The organism is Kitasatospora sp. NPDC040550 (genome assembly GCF_055594965.1).
Window position 1 is genome coordinate 33,794 of record NZ_JBVIWC010000041.1, and the last position, 13,861, is coordinate 47,654.

Here is a 13,861-nt window from a genome sequence, read left to right on the forward strand (position 1 = left end):
CTGTACTGGATCTGCGGCCGACCGGGAACGGCGGCCGAAACCCACACCCCTGGAGCGTAAGAGACATGTCCACGAACACCACCTCCCTTCCGCTCGCCGGCCGCGTCGCCGTCGTCACCGGGGCTTCGAGCGGCATCGGTGCGGCCTCGGCCGAGAAGCTGGCGGCGCTGGGCGCCCGGGTCGTCGTCCTGGCGCGGCGGGCGGAGCGGCTGGCCGAACTGGTCGAGCGGATCGAGAAGAACGGCGGCAGCGCGGTCGCCATCGCCGCCGACGTGACGGACGTCGAGGCGATGCAGGCCGCCGCGGCGCGGGTGGCGGCCGAGTTCGGCGGTGCAGACCTGCTGCTGAACAACGCCGGGGTCATGCTGCCCGCCCCGATCGAGGAGCTGGCGACCGCGCAGTGGAAGCAGCAGATCGACCTCAACATCACCGGCCTGATGAACGCGATCGGCGTGTTCACCCCGCAGCTGGTGAAGGCGGCCGCCGAGCGCGGCGTGGCCGACCTGATCAACACCTCGTCCATCGCGGCGCAGAACATCTTCCCGACCTTCGCGGTGTACTCCGGCACGAAGGCGTACGTCAGCCACCTGTCCCGGACCCTGCGGGCCGAGCTGGGCGCGAAGAAGGTCCGGGTGTCGGCGGTCGAGCCCGGCATCGTCGGGACGGAGCTGCAGAGCCACGTCACCGACCAGGGCGCGCTGGACTGGCTGGAGGGCGCGAAGGCCGCCATGGAGTGGCTCACCCCGGAGGACGTCGCGGAGACCGTCGGCTTCATCGCCACCCTGCCGCCCCGGGTCAACCTCCAGCAGGTCACGGTGATGCCCACCGGCCAGCCCAGCTGAGCCGCAACCCCCACACGGGCGGCCCCGCGCACACTGCGCGGGGCCGCCCGTGGTGTTTCAGGGGGCGGTGGGGAAGTCGTCGGAGCGGATGCCGGCGATGAAGGATTGCCAGCCGTCGGGGGAGAAGGTGAGCGCGGGGCCGTGCGGGTCCTTGCTGTCCCGGACGGCGACAGTGCTGACCAGTTGGCCGAACTCGACGCAGTTGTCGTTCGGGTTGCTGGCACTCGACTTGCGCCAGGCGATGGGGAGTGTCGAGGCGACTTCGACGCAGTCCCCGCCGGAGGGGTTGCTGTAGCTGCTCTTTCGCCATTCAAGGCCGACTGACACGTGCAGGACCTCCTGAGGCTGCCAGTTGGTGTGGGCTGCCCGCGCAGCCCGGGCAGCCCACGGTACTGGGTCAGTTGGTGGCCGGGAAGTCGCCTGCTCGGAGACCGGCCACGAACGCTTGCCAGGCCTCTGGGGTGAAGCCGAGTGCGGGGCCGTGGGGGTCCTTGCTGTCCCGGACCGGGACTATGTTGTCGAGTCCGTCGGCGATCTCGATGCAGTCACCTTGGCCGTTGCTGTAGGTGCTCTTGCGCCAACCGGCCTTCTGGAATTCGTGATTCACGGGGAGTACTCCTCTGCGACTTCCCTCAACCATGCGATGGACCTCTCGGGCTGAACCGACGACGCCATAAGGCGGTGGAAGGCATCCTCGTGACGGGCGATCTCGTGAGGCCGTTCCGAGTAGATGCTGCTGGTGGTTGCCTCGGAGTACGCCACGCTGCCGGGGATGTCGTTGAACGAGAGGATGGAGAAAGAAGCGCCCATGGCCGCGTGTGCACCGGCAGAGAACGGCAGGACCTGAATGGTGATGTGTGGGTGCTCATCCGCCATCGTGGCAAGGTGATTCAACTGCTCAGCCATGGTCTGGCTGCCGCCGACCGGTCGCCGTATGACGGCCTCGCCGATGATTGCCCACAGCTGCGGAGGCTCGCGGCGATCGAGGATCTGCTGCCGATCCATCCGCAGGGCGACCCGCCGATCCACTTCTTCGGCGGATTCAGTCGGGTTCATCGCACGGATCACGTGCCGCGCATATTCCTCGGTCTGTAGAAGCCCTGGAACCAGCTCGCACTGATAGGTCTCGATCTTCGCGGCGTCGGACTCGAAGCCCACGTAGGCGCGGAACCAGTCCGGCAATGCCTCGCCGTACGCGTGCCACCAACCTTGCTGGCGGCTCTGGCGCGTCAGGCTGAGGAAGTGCTTCACCTCATCGGCCGAAGTGACGCCGTAGTGGGCCAAGAGCTTCGCGGCGTCGCGCTCTTGTAGTGGCACGAGCCCGCTCTCGATGCGGCTCAGCTTCGACGCGGACCAACCCAGCGCGGCGGCCACGTCCTTGGCGTTCATCTCGCGCGACGCGCGCAACTTGCCAAGCTCGCCGCCGAGCCTACGCCGCAGCACGGTCGGACTGCTCATGCGTCACACTCCCTGGCCGGTCGCTTCCTTGCATAGTTTGCCATCACTCCCGGAGTCCAATCTCGGTTCATGATCGAGCAATTGCATGGTGCGAGCAGTTGCATGCAATTGCTTCGCCAGGGCATGCTACAGGGAGTAGTCCTTCGGGTCGTCTGGGTGATCACGACGGGTCTACCGCCGGGCATTCCTTTGCCTCCGCTCGGCCGTCGCATGGCTTCAACCCCTCGTCCTGGAAGGTGACTTCGCCATGTCTCGAACCTCCTCCACCATCTGGCTCCCGCGCAGCCGCCGCTCGCCCGCCATCGCGCGCCAGCGGCTCGCCGTCCTCCTCTCCTCCACCCCGCACGGCGGCCGCTTCCTCGACTCCGGGCTCGTCGTCACCACCGAGTTCGTCACCAACGCCGTCCTGCACGGCACCCCGATCGGCCACCTCATCTACTTCGCCCTCGACGTCGACCCCACCCGCCTCCGTATCGAGGTCCACGACGCCCGGGGCGACCGCCTCCCCTCCCTCTCCTCGCCCGGCCTCGACGGCGAGACCGGGCGAGGCCTCCAGCTCGTCGACTCCCTCACCGAGCGCTGGGGCTGCTGCCCGCGCCGGCCCATCGGCAAGATCGTCTGGGGCGAGGTGGCCGCGTGATCGACCGGCTCCGCGACTTCTGGTTCCAGCACTGCTCCCGCGCCCCCGTCGCCCGGCTCCTCCGGGCCGAACGTCGGCGACTCGACGTGGAGTTGGCCCGTCGGTCGCCCTGTGCCTCCGCCGCCGTCCGCCGACAGCTGCTCGCCGCGATCGGCGACGCCGAATCCACCTGACCGCCGCCCCAGTCTCCCCGCGTGCTAGGTTTGAACGCGTTCAAATGGAAGGGGGAGGCATGGCCGTGGTGCCCGCGAGTGCGCGGTGGTCGGCCGGGATGGCGAGTGCGGTGCTCCTCGCGCCGCTGGTGGTCATCGCGCCGATGTACGGGGTCGGCCTGTGGCTCTTCCTCTCCGCCGTCGGACTGCTGACCTCCGCCGTCTGCGCCGCGCCGGTCTTCTACCGGCGCCAGGACCGGTTCCGGGTCGCCTGCGCCGCAGCCGGGTTCACGGTGGCTGGGGTGTGGCTGCCGCTGCTGATCCTCGGCCTCCTCGCCGCGCTCTCCCTGGGCGGATGGCCCTGGTTCCTGGCGTTCCTGTTCATGCCGGTAGCGGCGATCAGCGCGCTGATCGCCGCCTTCCAGCGGGCACGGGGGCCGGAGTACGGGCGGGCGGCGGTTGCCCTCGGCCGGGTCGCCGTAGCGGTCTCGGTGGCCGGCTGGTTCGTGCTGGCCCTCTAGCGGTTGTCCGAACTGTCCCCCTCGGGTGAGCCCGCGGAGCAGCACTCTTTCATCACTGCCCGATCGAGTGCTGTGTGGGTACCGTCGGCCCGTGATCGATCACGGAATCGCCTTTCCTCATTTCCGGCTCCACGTCGTGCCCGCCGTCGTCTCGCTGGCCAGCCCGACCTGGCAGCGGGAAGTGTGGCTCGACCGTGGGCAGTTGGAGGACCTCGACCACGTCGTCCACGTGCTCTTCGACGACTTCTGCGACGCGCACGAGCCCGCGGGCCACCTCGGCCTGAGCCTGCGCACCGAGCAGGAGGTCGAACTGATGGCCCGGCTCGGCGCCGCCTACAGCGCCGTACAGGACGCGGTCGGCGCCCGGGCTCGCGACGAGGTGTTCCTGGATGCCCCCGGCTGGCCCGACGTCGTCTCGGCGGCGGCCCGGCTGGCTCAGGTGATGCTGAGCAACGACTACCTGGCGCTGGCGAACCTGCACGAGGCCGGCCACGCCTGGCCGCACGGCACTCCGTAGGGTCGCTCAGTACGGGATCGGGCGGTTCTCCCGCACCCACAGTTGTTCGGCCTCGCTGTTGGACGGCGGCGGGGAGATCCCGTCCATCATCCACAGGTCGCGGGGCGTCTCGTCGACGTGGAACTCGCAGTACAGGCCGCGATCGGTGGTGTGGGGCGCGAGGACGGCGGCGAGCGCCTCCCGGGTGCGCTTGCGCAGGTCGGGGTCCTCGGTGTGGCGGGCGATGTGCTCGACCACGATCCGTACCGCGTCCTGGGTGGGCCGGTCGCCGACGTGGAAGTCGTCGGCGCCGATCTCGTGGAACAGCGTCATCACGTAGAACTTCGGCAGCCCGAAGCGGGTGTAGACGCCGGTGATGTCGGCGGCCATCCGCTGCTTCTGCTCGGGGCTGTAGGTGCCGGGAGGGTGGTAGACGTGCCACAGGGGCATGGGTGTGCTCCTCGGTGAAGGTGGTGGCGGCGGTGGGGTCCGGACTCAGCGGTGGAAGGGAACGGTCAGGCCCTCCACCGGCCCGGAGAGCGCGGCCTTGAACGACCGGGAGACGTCGTCGACGAGGACCTCGCGGTCACCGCGCTCGATGCCGTCCAGCACGATGCGGGCGACCTCGTCGGCCGGGAGCTTGTCGACGGGCAGAGCGGCCACCATCTCGGTGTCGGCGAAGCCCAGGTGCACGCCGACGACCTGGGTGTGCTGGGCGGCGAGCTCCAGGCGCAGCGAGTTGGTGAGCGACCACAAGGCCGCCTTGGAGGCGCCGTACGCGCCCGCGCCCGCGCCCCAGGACAGCGCCGAGTGGATGTCGACGAGTGCCCCGCCGCCTCGGGCGGCGAGGACGGGCGCGAAGGCGCGGGCGATCCGCAGCGGGCCGAGGACGTTGGTGTCGAAGGTGTCCTGGACGTGCCGCAGGTCGGCGGTCAGCAGGGCGCCCGGGTGCAGGACGCCGGCGTTGTTGAAGACGATGTCGACGTCCTGAACCCGCTCGGCCAGGGCGGCGACCGAGGCGTCGGAGGTGACGTCGAGGGCGAGGGCCTCGACCCGGGCGTCCTCGCCGGGGGAGGGGGTGCGGGCGGTGGCGTAGACCTTCGTCGCGCCGCGGGCCAGCAGCTCGCCGACGAACGCCCGGCCGAGGCCGCGGAGGCCTCCGGTGACCAGGGCGGTGGAGCCTTCGATCACGGTCATGTGCGTGTTCCTCGCTCTCGGGAAGGGCGGTGCCCCGGTGCCGGGGCGTCGCGGTTTTAGATTATGGGCATCATCTAAAATGGGCAAGGAGGCCCGGATGGGAGAGTGGGAACGCCACCGGGAGCACCGCCGGGGATCGCCAGGACACCACCACAGGACGACGAAGGGAGCGCGGACATGCCCCGCGTCTCACGCGCCGAGGCCGAACGCCACCGTCAGGAGGTCATCGACCACACCGCCAGGCTGATCCGGGAGAAGGGCTCCGAGCAGGTCAGCGTCCCCCGGGCGATGGCCGCGGCCGGGCTCACCCACGGCGGCTTCTACCGGCACTTCTCGTCCAAGGACGACCTCGTCGCCCAGGCCCTCACCGCCGCCTTCGCCGAACGCCGCGAAGCCATGGACGCCCTCGTGGACCAGCGCGCGGACGGCTCCGCGGACGACCCCTCGGGCGAGCCGCGCACCCCCCGCGCCGAGTTCCTCGCCCGCTACCTCTCCACCCTCCACCGCGACCACCCCGGCCAGGGCTGCGCCGCTGCCGCCCTGGCCGCCGACGCGGCCCGCGCCGAACCCGGCGCCCCGCTGCGCACCGCCTTCACGGCCGGGCTGCGCGACCTGGTCGACGGCTTCCAGCAGCTGCCCGACCCGGCCGGGCGCGAGGCGGCGCTCGCCGACCTGTCGACGATGGTCGGCGCGCTGATGCTCGCCCGGGCGAGCGACGATCCGGGCCTGTCCGGCGAGCTGCTCGCCGCGGCCCGGCACCGCCTGGCCGCGTCGGACGAGGACGAGGACGCGGACGGGGGCGGGGGCGCGTCACCGGCATAGGGCGAGGGACTGCCCGGCAGGCGGCCCGTGCACGAGAAGTCGACCGGGTCGACTTCCCGTGCAGCCCCCGCCGCCGCCTCAGCCCGCGAAGCGCTCCCGCAGGGCGGCCAGGCCGGTGGTGAAGACGCCGTGCACGCGCTCGGTGGACTCCTTGCGGTGCTCCGCCTCGATGTCGTACGTCACGCTCCACTCCACGAAGCTGGCGCCCAGCTCGGTCACCGGGGTGACCCGCAGGGTGGCGCGGTAGTCGTCGAAGTGGAACGTCCCGGCGGGGAAGCTGTAGCTGTAGGCGCGGGCCCCGTCGTCGTAGGCGACCAGGGTCTCCCGCAGCACCACGCCGTCGAACTCGAACACCCGGACCGCGCCGATCGCGTTGCCCGTCAGCTCGTTGCCGAGTCGGCTCGCCGGCAGGTGGGGGTGCCACTCGCCGAGGGCGTGGAAGTCCCCGACCAGCTCCCAGACCCGGTCGTCCGGGGCCTCCACCACCGTGCTGACCGTCATGACCGCCATGGCCCTCGCCGCCTCTCGTCCGCTGTTCCCGTTGGTCGGGAACCATCCTGGCGGTGCGTCATGGGCGGGCGCCAGGGGGCGTGGTGTGGTCAGCGGTGAGCCAGCCGGCGCAGCAGCCGTACGGGGGAGCTCCAGCGCGCCGGGGAGTCCACGGCGGCGCCGCAGGCGAGGACGGCCCGGTCGAGGGAGTCCTCCAGCAGGGCGTCGTGCAGCCAGCGGAAGGCCAGCGGCCAGGTCAGCCGCCCCGGGCCGTGCAGCCGCATCGCGATGGTGTGGCGCAGCAGCGAACCGCCGTTCGCGGGCTGGACGGTGAACTCGTGGAACCCGTCGAACCCGCGCGGCCCGCTGAACCGGAACCGCACCCACCGGCCCGCCTGGTATCCGACGACCCGGTAGCGGACCGGCCCGTGTCCGCCGGAGGCGCCGACCGCGAGCGGGCCGTCGAGCTCCAGCGGGGGCCAGTCGCGGCCGGGCCAGAGCCGGTCGTCCGGGCCGGCGAGGCCGTCGAGGAGTGCGCCGACCGTCGACTCCGGTGCCGGGATGGTGCGTTCGTGGATGTTGAGCACGGCCACAGCGGATCCTCCTGGTTTTGGATGGGTCCATCCAATTGAATTGGAGAGTACTCTCCATTGCATGCCCAGGCCACCCCGCCATGACGAAGCCACCCTCCTCGACGCCGCCGTCCGCCTCGCGGCCGCCGGCGGCCCGGCCGCCGTCACCATGTCCGCCGTGGCCCGCGAGAGCGGCGCGCCCAACGGTTCCGTCTACCACCGCTTCCCCCAGCGCTCGTCGCTGCTGGCCGAGTTGTGGCTGCGCACGCTCGGCGAGTTCCACGGCACCTACCTGCCGGTCCTCGCCGAGCAGGCCGAGCCGCGGCTCATCGCCGGGGCCGCCGCCCGGCAGGTCGTCGCCTGGAGCCGGGCGAACCGGGAGCGGGCCGTCGTCCTGCTGCACGGCGCGGAGGCCTTCGGCCGGGCCGAGTGGCCGGAGGAGCAGGCGCGGCGCGAACGGCAGGCCGGGCAGCGGGTGCGGCAGGCGGTGCGGGGGCTCGCCGAGCGGATCGGCGCCGTGACGCCGCTGGACCTCGACCGGGTCACCCTCGCCGTCGTCGGCCTGCCGCTCGCCGTCGTCCGGCCCCATCTGCACGCGGGCACCCCGCTGCCCGCCCACGCGGAGGAGCTGGCCGAGCGCGGCGCCGTCGACCTGCTGGGCGGAGTCGGGACGGAGGGCGCCGTCGACCTGCCGGGTCGAGCCGGACGGTAGGGCGGAGCCGGGACGGAGGGTCGAGCCGGGCGGTAGGGCAGCCGGGGTCGGGCCGTAGGATCGGCGATCATGGAACCCCGTACCGGACCCGGCGCCGTACCGATCGTCGTTCCGCCCGGCCGCGTCACGCTCTCCGACCGCCGCACCCGGCGGAGTTGGAGCGTCGAAGTGGCCCCCTTCCAGCTGGCGCCCTGTCCGGTCACCCGCGAGCAGGCGGTTTCTAGGGGTCGTTGCAACACATGGCCGTGTTGATCAGGCCGCGAGCAGTTTATGCAGGCGCTCGGCTGGGGTTTCCCAGCCGAGCGTTTTGCGTGGGCGGCCGTTGAGTTCGGCGGCGACGGCGGCAAGGTGCTCCGGGCCGTGGGCCGATAGGTCGGTGCCCTTCGGGAAGTACTGCCGCAGCAGGCCGTTGGTGTTCTCGTTGGAGCCGCGCTGCCAGGGACTGGCCGGGTCGCAGAAGTAGACCGGGACGCCGGTGGCGATGGTGAACGCGCCGTGCGCGGCCATCTCCGCGCCTTGGTCCCAGGTCAGCGACCGCGCCAGGTGACCGGGCAAGGTCTGGACGGTCTCCACCAGGGCATCGCGCACGTGCTCGGCGGTGCGGCCGTTCGGCAGGTGCAGGAACAGGACGTAGCGGGTGGCGCGCTCGACTAGGGTGCCGATCGCGGAGGCACCGTCCTTGCCGATGATCAGATCGCCCTCCCAGTGACCGGGAACCGCCCGGTCCTCGGCCTCGGCCGGGCGCTCGCTGATCATGACCATCGGTGTGGAGAAGCGGGGCTGGCGGCAGTTGGCCTGCCGATGCGGCTTGCGCCGGGCGCGGCCGGAGCGCAGGGCGGCGGCCAGCTCCCGGCGAAGCTCGCCCCTGCCCTGGATGTAGAGGGCCTGGTAGACCGTCTCGTGGACCACGTGCATCTCCGGCCGCTCGGGAAAGGTGTCCCGCAGAGCCTGGCAGATCTGCTCCGGGCTCCACTTGCGGTCAAGGTGGTCCTGGATGAAGTCCCGCAGCTCGGGATTCTGCCCGATCTTGCCGCGCTTCGGGCGGGGCCGGCGGGCGTCGGCGCGGGCCTGAGCGGCATGCGGCCGGTAGGCGATGCGCTGTTGGTCTCCGCGCAGCGGCGTGCCGTTGCGGTGGACCTCCCGGCTCACCGTTGAGGGGCTGCGGCCGAGCTCGGCGGCGATCTCGCGGATGGACGCCTTCTCCCGCAGGCGGTCGGCGATGTATATCCGATCCGCCTCGCGCAGGTAGCGGGACGGGCCGGAAGCCGGCAACGCAGCCAGGACCGGCGGCCTGGCCTTGTCCTTGCCCGACGCGTTGCGGCCGTTGCGCCACCGCTTGCCCGTGCGCAGATTGATCCCGACGCGTCTGCACGCTTCCCGACTGCTCAGGCCCTGGTCCATGAGCCGGAAGTATTCCTCCCGCTCACGGACCAGGGTCCTGGTCCCCTGAGCCACCGTCCGGTTCATCCGGATCTCGAACATCGCACCCCTTGAACTGGGGTGTTGCAACGATCCTTAGAACCCAAGGCAGTTCGAGGGCCTCAGCGGCGACCGCCGCCCCGCGCACAGCGTCTCCTGGCTCGACGCCGTCCGGTACTGCAACGAGCTGTCCCGGCGCGACGGCCTCGCCCCCGCCTACCGGGTGGACGGCGAGGACGTCGCCTGGGACCGCACCGCCGACGGCCACCGGCTGCCCACCGAGGCCGAATGGGAGCACGCCTGCCGCGCCGGCACCGACGGTCCGCGCTACGGCCCGCTGGACGAGATCGCCTGGCACCGCGGCAACTCCGGCGAGCGCCCGCACCCGGTCGGCGAGCTGCGGCCCAACGCCCACGGGCTGTACGACCTGCTCGGCAACGTGTGGGAGTGGTGCTGGGACCTCTACGACCCCGAGGTGTACGGCAGTTACCGCGTCCTGCGCGGCGGCGGCTGGTTCGACGAGCACTGGAGCTGCCGCGCCTCCGTCCGCCGCCGCAGCCACCCGACCCTGCGGATCGACGACGTCGGCTTCCGGCTCGCCCGGTCCGTCCCGGCCCCTGCCTCCGTTTCCGTCTCCGTCTCCGTCTCCGTCTGAGGAACGGTCGAGCGATCTCCGTCGTTGCTGCCGGCATGGATGTAGAGAGGATCTTCCTCCGGCCGATCGCCGAAGCCGACCTCACCGCCCTGGGCGGGATGCTGAACGACCCCGAGTCGCTGGGCGAGTTCCAGTGGTACGGCTGGGCGGACCCGGAGCGCTTCCGCCGCCGCTGGGCCGAGCACGGGCTGCTGGGCGAGGAGCAGTCGATCTTCGCCGTCGCCACCGATGGCGAGTTCCTCGGCTTCGTCGCCGCCACCCGCAAGGCGGCGCGGCCGACCACTCCGTACTGGAGCATCGGTGCGCAGCTGCTGCCGCAGGCACGGGGTCGGGGCATCGGCACCCGGGCCCAACGCCTGCTGGTGGACTACCTGTTCGCGCACACCACGGCGGTGCGGCTGGAGGCGGACACCGAGGTGGGCAACCTCGCGGAGCAGCGCGTCCTGGAGAAGCTGGGCTTCACCCGCGAGGGCGTCCACCGGTCGATGGTCTTCCGCGCCGGGGAGTGGCGCGACATGGTCTACTACAGCCTGCTGCGCACGGACCCCCGGCCTTAGGCAGCCCCGAACCACTCCTGTGCGAGGTCGTCCAGGGTGCGCGCCGAGGGCTTCAACTCCCGCAGGTACCACGGCAGGTCGCTGTACACGTGGAGCAGCGTGTACGCCATCAGCAGGCGCGGTTCGAAGGGGCGGCCGTAGGCGGCGAGCAGCCGCCCGAGCAGGTGGGGGTCGGCGCGGGTGGTGAACAGGCCGACGGCGACCAGGTCGTAGGCCGGGTCGCCGATCATGGCGGGCTCGAAGTCGATCAGGCCGGTGAGCCGCCAGCCGTGGGCCGGATCGGTGATCAGGTGCTCGCGCATGAACTCGGTGTGCAGCAGGGCGCGTTGCGGGGTGGCCGGGAGCGGGGCGGCGGCCAGGAAGTCCGGGATCTGCTCCGACCAGGACTCCGGCAGGCCGCGTTCGCGCTGGCGGGCGACGGCGCGAACGCGCTGCCGGGCCAGGAAGTCCGGCCAGTCGCCGGGCGGGAGGGTGTCGGCGAGCGGCTCCGCGTCCAGGGCGTGCAGGGCGGCGAGCGCCTCGCCGCAGTCGTGGGCGATCCGCTCGCGCTCGGCCTGCGGGACGCGCGGCCAGGCGGGGGCCAGGCCCTCGCCGTGCAGGCGGGACATCAGCACGTAGCGCCAGCCGTTGACGTACGCGCCGGCCGCCCGGACCGCGGGGGTGGGCACGGGGAGCCTGCCCGCCAGGAAGGTCAGGACGCGCTGCTCGGCCAGCCCGTCCGCGGCGGAGGGCGCCGGGAACAGCTTGAGCACGTGCTCGGAGCCCACCGCGTAGACCGGGACGGAGCCCTCCGCGAAGCGCTCCAGTGCCTGCCCGCCGACGCCCAGCCGCGCGCACAGCGCCTCGGCACCCGGGCGCATCACCGCTTCGTCGGGGACGACGGCGTCCCCCTGCTCGTCCGTCTCCACCAGGGGCAGCATGCCCGCACCGTAGGCACCCCAACGACCGGCTGGCAAAGGCTTTTCAGCTCCCCTCGCGCCCCGAGCGCCCCCGGGGGCCGCAGCCGTCCGGGAGGTCCGCCGGGACCGGCTCCGGCCCGCTGTCCGGGTCGCGGGTGAGCAGGTAGCGGGCGCCGGGGCCGGCCTCGGCGGCGCGGTCGTCCCTGTTGTAGAGGGCGCAGCGGGTGAGCGAGAGGCAGCCGCAGCCGATGCAGCCGGTGAGCTTGGCCTTGAGCCGTTCGAGCTCGGCGATCTGTTCGTCGATCCGGCTCTGCCAGGACTCGGCGACGACGTCCCACTCGGTGCCGCTGGGGGCGGGGCGTTCGGGCAGCCGGTCGAGGGCGACCCTGGCCTCGTCCAGGGAGAGGCCGACCCGCTGGGCGGCCCGGATGAAGGCGACCCGGCGCAGCGTGCCGCGCGGGTAGCGGCGCTGGCCGCCGGCGGTGCGGGTGGCGTGGATCAGGCCGAGGCTCTCGTAGTAGCGCAACGCGGAGTGGGCCAGCCCGCTGCGGGCGGCCAGCTGGCCGATGGTGAGCAGGTCGCCGGGGCGCGGGGCGGCGGTGCGGCCGCTGCCGGGTATCGCGGTCATGGGCACTCACTGTAGCCGCTTGACCTCAAGTTCGCTTTAAGTTGCACGATCGACGCATGACGACGACGACCAGTACGGAAACCGTGGGCCGGGCCCGTTTCGCGGACCTGCCGGGCCTGATGGCCCTGATGACCGGCGACGAGAAGCACGGCCCCGCCGCCACCTCCACCCTGGACGCCCTGTGGGTGCTGTACGACCGGGTGCTGCGGGTCTCCCCGGACACCGCCGACGCCCAGGACCGTGACCGCTTCCTGCTCTCCAAGGGCCACGGCCCGATGGCCTACTACGCCGTGCTCGCGGCCAAGGGCTTCCTCGATCCGGCCGTGCTGCCGAGCTTCGGCGGCTACGACTCGCCGCTCGGCCACCACCCGGACCGCACCCTGCTGCGCGGGGTGGAGATCGCCTCCGGCTCGCTCGGCCACGGCCTGCCGCTGGGCGTGGGCACCGCGCTCGGGCTGCGGGCCCAGGGACTGGCGGACCCGGCGGTGTGGGTGCTGGTCGGCGACGCCGAGTTCGACGAGGGCTCCAACCACGAGGCGGTTGCCTTCGCCGGCGCGTACGGCCTGGACCGGCTCCACGTGGTGGTGATCGACAACTCCTCGGCCACCCACGGCTGGCAGGGCGGCATCGCCCGGCGCTTCGCCGCCGAGGGCTGGTCCACCGCGACCGTCGACGGCCGCGACCACGAGGCGCTGTACCGGGCGTACACCGCCGAGCACCCGGGCCGCCCGCACGCGGTGGTCGCCCGGGTCGAGCCGAAGGACTCCTGACCGCGTCGCGGCACCCCCGACCGCGTCGCAGCACCCCTGACCGAGCCGTAGGGCCCCCGACCGAGCCGCAGGGCCCCCGACCGTGCCGTAGGCCTCCCGAGCACACCAACCAGAGCGCAGCGAAAGGCACTTCACCGATGGACACCATGCGCGACCGCTTCGTCGACGTCACCACCCGGCTGCTGGACGAGGACCCCCGGCTGGCCGTGGTGCTCGCCGACATCACCGCCGCCGCCTTCGAGCCGGCCCAACGGCGCCACCCCGACCGGGTGGTCAACGTCGGCATCCGGGAGCAGCTGCTGATCGGCGCGGCCGGCGGACTGGCGCTGACCGGGATGCGCCCGATCGCCCACACCTTCGCCAGCTTCCTGATCGAACGGCCCTGGGAACAGGTCAAGTTGGACCTGGTCCACCAGGGCGTCGGCGCGGTGCTGGTGAGCGCGGCCGGCTCCTACGACTGGCCGGCCGGCGGCCGCACCCACATGTCCCCGGGCGACGTCGCCCTGTTGGACACCCTGCCGGACTGGACGGTGCACGTCCCCGGCCACCCGGACGAGGCCGAGCAGCTGCTGCGCGACGCCTACGCGGACGGTGACCGCAACGTGTACGTGCGGCTCTCGGCGCACCGGAACGCCGAGCCGGTCGCCGTCGAGCCCGGCCGCTTCACCACCGTCCGCACCGGCGGCCGCGGCGTGGTGCTGGCCGTCGGCCCGATGCTGGACGCGGTGCTCGCGGCCACCGAGGGCCTGGACGTCACCGTGCTGTACGCGGCGACGGTGCGCCCCTTCGACGCCGCCGGGCTGCGCGCCGCGCTGGGCGACAAGGCGGACGTGGTGCTGGTGGAGCCGTACCTGGCGGGCACCTCGGCGAACGAGGCGCACGCGGCGCTGGCCGACCGCCCGCACCGGGTGCTGGCCCTGGGCGTGCCGCGCGAGGAGCACCGGCAGTACGGGTCGATCCCGGAGCACCTGGCCGCCTACGGCCTGGACGCGGCCGCGCTCCGGGAGCGGATCGGCACCTTCCTCTGGTGAG

General features: G+C 72.4%; 20 protein-coding genes and 2 pseudogenes. 12 read left to right on the plus strand and 10 right to left on the minus strand.

The features are described 5' to 3' along the window. Window positions 1-65 precede the first annotated feature (65 nt). Window positions 66-842, plus strand: coding sequence for an SDR family oxidoreductase (locus ACZ58X_RS37415; protein WP_360234612.1), 777 nt, complete (start codon window positions 66-68; stop codon window positions 840-842). 57 nt (window positions 843-899) lie between these two features. On the opposite strand, the gene ACZ58X_RS37420 is transcribed toward ACZ58X_RS37415, so the two are convergent. From ACZ58X_RS37420 to ACZ58X_RS37430, 3 genes are all read right to left on the minus strand, one after another. Continuing rightward, entirely contained in the window at window positions 900-1,169 is a 270-nt protein-coding gene (locus ACZ58X_RS37420) for a DUF397 domain-containing protein (protein WP_470338028.1), read from the minus strand. 70 nt (window positions 1,170-1,239) lie between these two features. Continuing rightward, window positions 1,240-1,449 carry a DUF397 domain-containing protein gene (locus ACZ58X_RS37425; RefSeq protein ID WP_470338029.1) on the minus strand — a complete coding sequence of 70 codons (210 nt, stop codon included), beginning with the start codon at window positions 1,447-1,449 and terminating at the stop codon, window positions 1,240-1,242. After that, the gene (locus ACZ58X_RS37430; protein WP_470338030.1) at window positions 1,446-2,300 is read right to left on the minus strand and encodes a helix-turn-helix domain-containing protein; all 855 of its coding nucleotides are present in this window, start codon (window positions 2,298-2,300) and stop codon (window positions 1,446-1,448) included. The genes ACZ58X_RS37425 and ACZ58X_RS37430 overlap by 4 nt, the downstream gene beginning before the upstream one ends. A gap of 247 nt (window positions 2,301-2,547) precedes the next feature. Here ACZ58X_RS37430 and ACZ58X_RS37435 point away from each other — a divergent pair, with 247 nt between their 5' ends. From ACZ58X_RS37435 to ACZ58X_RS37450, 4 genes are all read left to right on the plus strand, one after another. Beyond that, window positions 2,548-2,940, plus strand: a complete 393-nt coding sequence (locus tag ACZ58X_RS37435) for an ATP-binding protein (protein ID WP_470338031.1) — start codon at window positions 2,548-2,550, stop codon at window positions 2,938-2,940. After that, complete coding sequence (locus ACZ58X_RS37440; RefSeq protein ID WP_470338032.1) at window positions 2,937-3,113, plus strand: hypothetical protein; 177 nt, start codon at window positions 2,937-2,939, stop codon at window positions 3,111-3,113. Before ACZ58X_RS37435 ends, ACZ58X_RS37440 begins: the two co-directional genes overlap by 4 nt. 59 nt (window positions 3,114-3,172) lie before the next feature. Beyond that, entirely contained in the window at window positions 3,173-3,613 is a 441-nt protein-coding gene (locus tag ACZ58X_RS37445; RefSeq protein WP_470338033.1) for a hypothetical protein, read from the plus strand. A gap of 91 nt (window positions 3,614-3,704) precedes the next feature. Further along, window positions 3,705-4,130: an SCO4402 family protein gene (locus ACZ58X_RS37450; RefSeq protein ID WP_470338034.1), complete on the plus strand. Its 426-nt coding sequence runs from the start codon at window positions 3,705-3,707 to the stop codon at window positions 4,128-4,130. Window positions 4,131-4,136: 6 nt separating this feature from the next. Here the strand turns inward: ACZ58X_RS37450 and ACZ58X_RS37455 are convergent, their stop codons facing one another. Then, window positions 4,137-4,559, minus strand: coding sequence for a tautomerase family protein (locus ACZ58X_RS37455; protein WP_470338035.1), 423 nt, complete (start codon window positions 4,557-4,559; stop codon window positions 4,137-4,139). 45 nt (window positions 4,560-4,604) lie between these two features. After that, a complete protein-coding gene (locus tag ACZ58X_RS37460; RefSeq protein WP_470338036.1) occupies window positions 4,605-5,306 on the minus strand; it encodes an SDR family oxidoreductase in 702 nt (233 codons plus the stop codon). A 177-nt stretch (window positions 5,307-5,483) separates the two neighbouring features. On the opposite strand from ACZ58X_RS37460, the gene ACZ58X_RS37465 reads away from it, so the two are divergent. After that, complete coding sequence (locus ACZ58X_RS37465) at window positions 5,484-6,128, plus strand: TetR/AcrR family transcriptional regulator (protein WP_470338037.1); 645 nt, start codon at window positions 5,484-5,486, stop codon at window positions 6,126-6,128. A 78-nt stretch (window positions 6,129-6,206) separates the two neighbouring features. Here ACZ58X_RS37465 and ACZ58X_RS37470 read toward each other — a convergent pair whose 3' ends face one another. Both ACZ58X_RS37470 and ACZ58X_RS37475 read right to left on the minus strand, forming a co-directional pair. Next, on the minus strand, window positions 6,207-6,629 hold the full coding sequence (locus ACZ58X_RS37470) for an SRPBCC family protein (RefSeq protein ID WP_470338038.1): 423 nt from the start codon (window positions 6,627-6,629) through the stop codon (window positions 6,207-6,209). 98 nt (window positions 6,630-6,727) lie between these two features. Further along, a complete protein-coding gene (locus ACZ58X_RS37475; RefSeq protein ID WP_470338039.1) occupies window positions 6,728-7,210 on the minus strand; it encodes an SRPBCC family protein in 483 nt (160 codons plus the stop codon). A 61-nt stretch (window positions 7,211-7,271) separates the two neighbouring features. Here ACZ58X_RS37475 and ACZ58X_RS37480 point away from each other — a divergent pair, with 61 nt between their 5' ends. Both ACZ58X_RS37480 and ACZ58X_RS37485 read left to right on the plus strand, forming a co-directional pair. Further along, on the plus strand, window positions 7,272-7,901 hold the full coding sequence (locus tag ACZ58X_RS37480; protein ID WP_470338040.1) for a TetR/AcrR family transcriptional regulator: 630 nt from the start codon (window positions 7,272-7,274) through the stop codon (window positions 7,899-7,901). Window positions 7,902-7,970: 69 nt separating this feature from the next. Beyond that, window positions 7,971-8,108 (plus strand): annotated as a pseudogene (locus tag ACZ58X_RS37485) (formylglycine-generating enzyme family protein); the annotation flags it as partial. 45 nt (window positions 8,109-8,153) lie between these two features. Here the strand turns inward: ACZ58X_RS37485 and ACZ58X_RS37490 are convergent. After that, window positions 8,154-9,302 carry an IS30 family transposase gene (locus tag ACZ58X_RS37490; RefSeq protein ID WP_470338058.1) on the minus strand — a complete coding sequence of 383 codons (1,149 nt, stop codon included), beginning with the start codon at window positions 9,300-9,302 and terminating at the stop codon, window positions 8,154-8,156. Window positions 9,303-9,459: 157 nt separating this feature from the next. Between ACZ58X_RS37490 and ACZ58X_RS37495 the strand changes: the two are divergent. Next, window positions 9,460-9,975, plus strand: a pseudogene (locus tag ACZ58X_RS37495) (formylglycine-generating enzyme family protein); the annotation flags it as partial. A 35-nt stretch (window positions 9,976-10,010) separates the two neighbouring features. Beyond that, window positions 10,011-10,532 carry a GNAT family N-acetyltransferase gene (locus ACZ58X_RS37500; protein WP_470338041.1) on the plus strand — a complete coding sequence of 174 codons (522 nt, stop codon included), beginning with the start codon at window positions 10,011-10,013 and terminating at the stop codon, window positions 10,530-10,532. Here the strand turns inward: ACZ58X_RS37500 and ACZ58X_RS37505 are convergent. Both ACZ58X_RS37505 and soxR read right to left on the minus strand, forming a co-directional pair. Then, the gene (locus tag ACZ58X_RS37505) at window positions 10,529-11,452 is read right to left on the minus strand and encodes a phosphotransferase family protein (protein WP_470338042.1); all 924 of its coding nucleotides are present in this window, start codon (window positions 11,450-11,452) and stop codon (window positions 10,529-10,531) included. The two genes, ACZ58X_RS37500 and ACZ58X_RS37505, sit on opposite strands and share 4 nt — an antisense overlap. Window positions 11,453-11,495: 43 nt before the next feature. Then, complete coding sequence (gene soxR / locus ACZ58X_RS37510; protein WP_470338043.1) at window positions 11,496-12,059, minus strand: redox-sensitive transcriptional activator SoxR; 564 nt, start codon at window positions 12,057-12,059, stop codon at window positions 11,496-11,498. A gap of 56 nt (window positions 12,060-12,115) precedes the next feature. On the opposite strand from soxR, the gene ACZ58X_RS37515 reads away from it, so the two are divergent. Both ACZ58X_RS37515 and ACZ58X_RS37520 read left to right on the plus strand, forming a co-directional pair. After that, window positions 12,116-12,829: a transketolase gene (locus tag ACZ58X_RS37515; protein ID WP_470338044.1), complete on the plus strand. Its 714-nt coding sequence runs from the start codon at window positions 12,116-12,118 to the stop codon at window positions 12,827-12,829. A 137-nt stretch (window positions 12,830-12,966) separates the two neighbouring features. After that, window positions 12,967-13,860, plus strand: a complete 894-nt coding sequence (locus ACZ58X_RS37520) for a transketolase family protein (protein WP_470338045.1) — start codon at window positions 12,967-12,969, stop codon at window positions 13,858-13,860. The last annotated feature ends 1 nt before the right edge of the window (window position 13,861 follow it).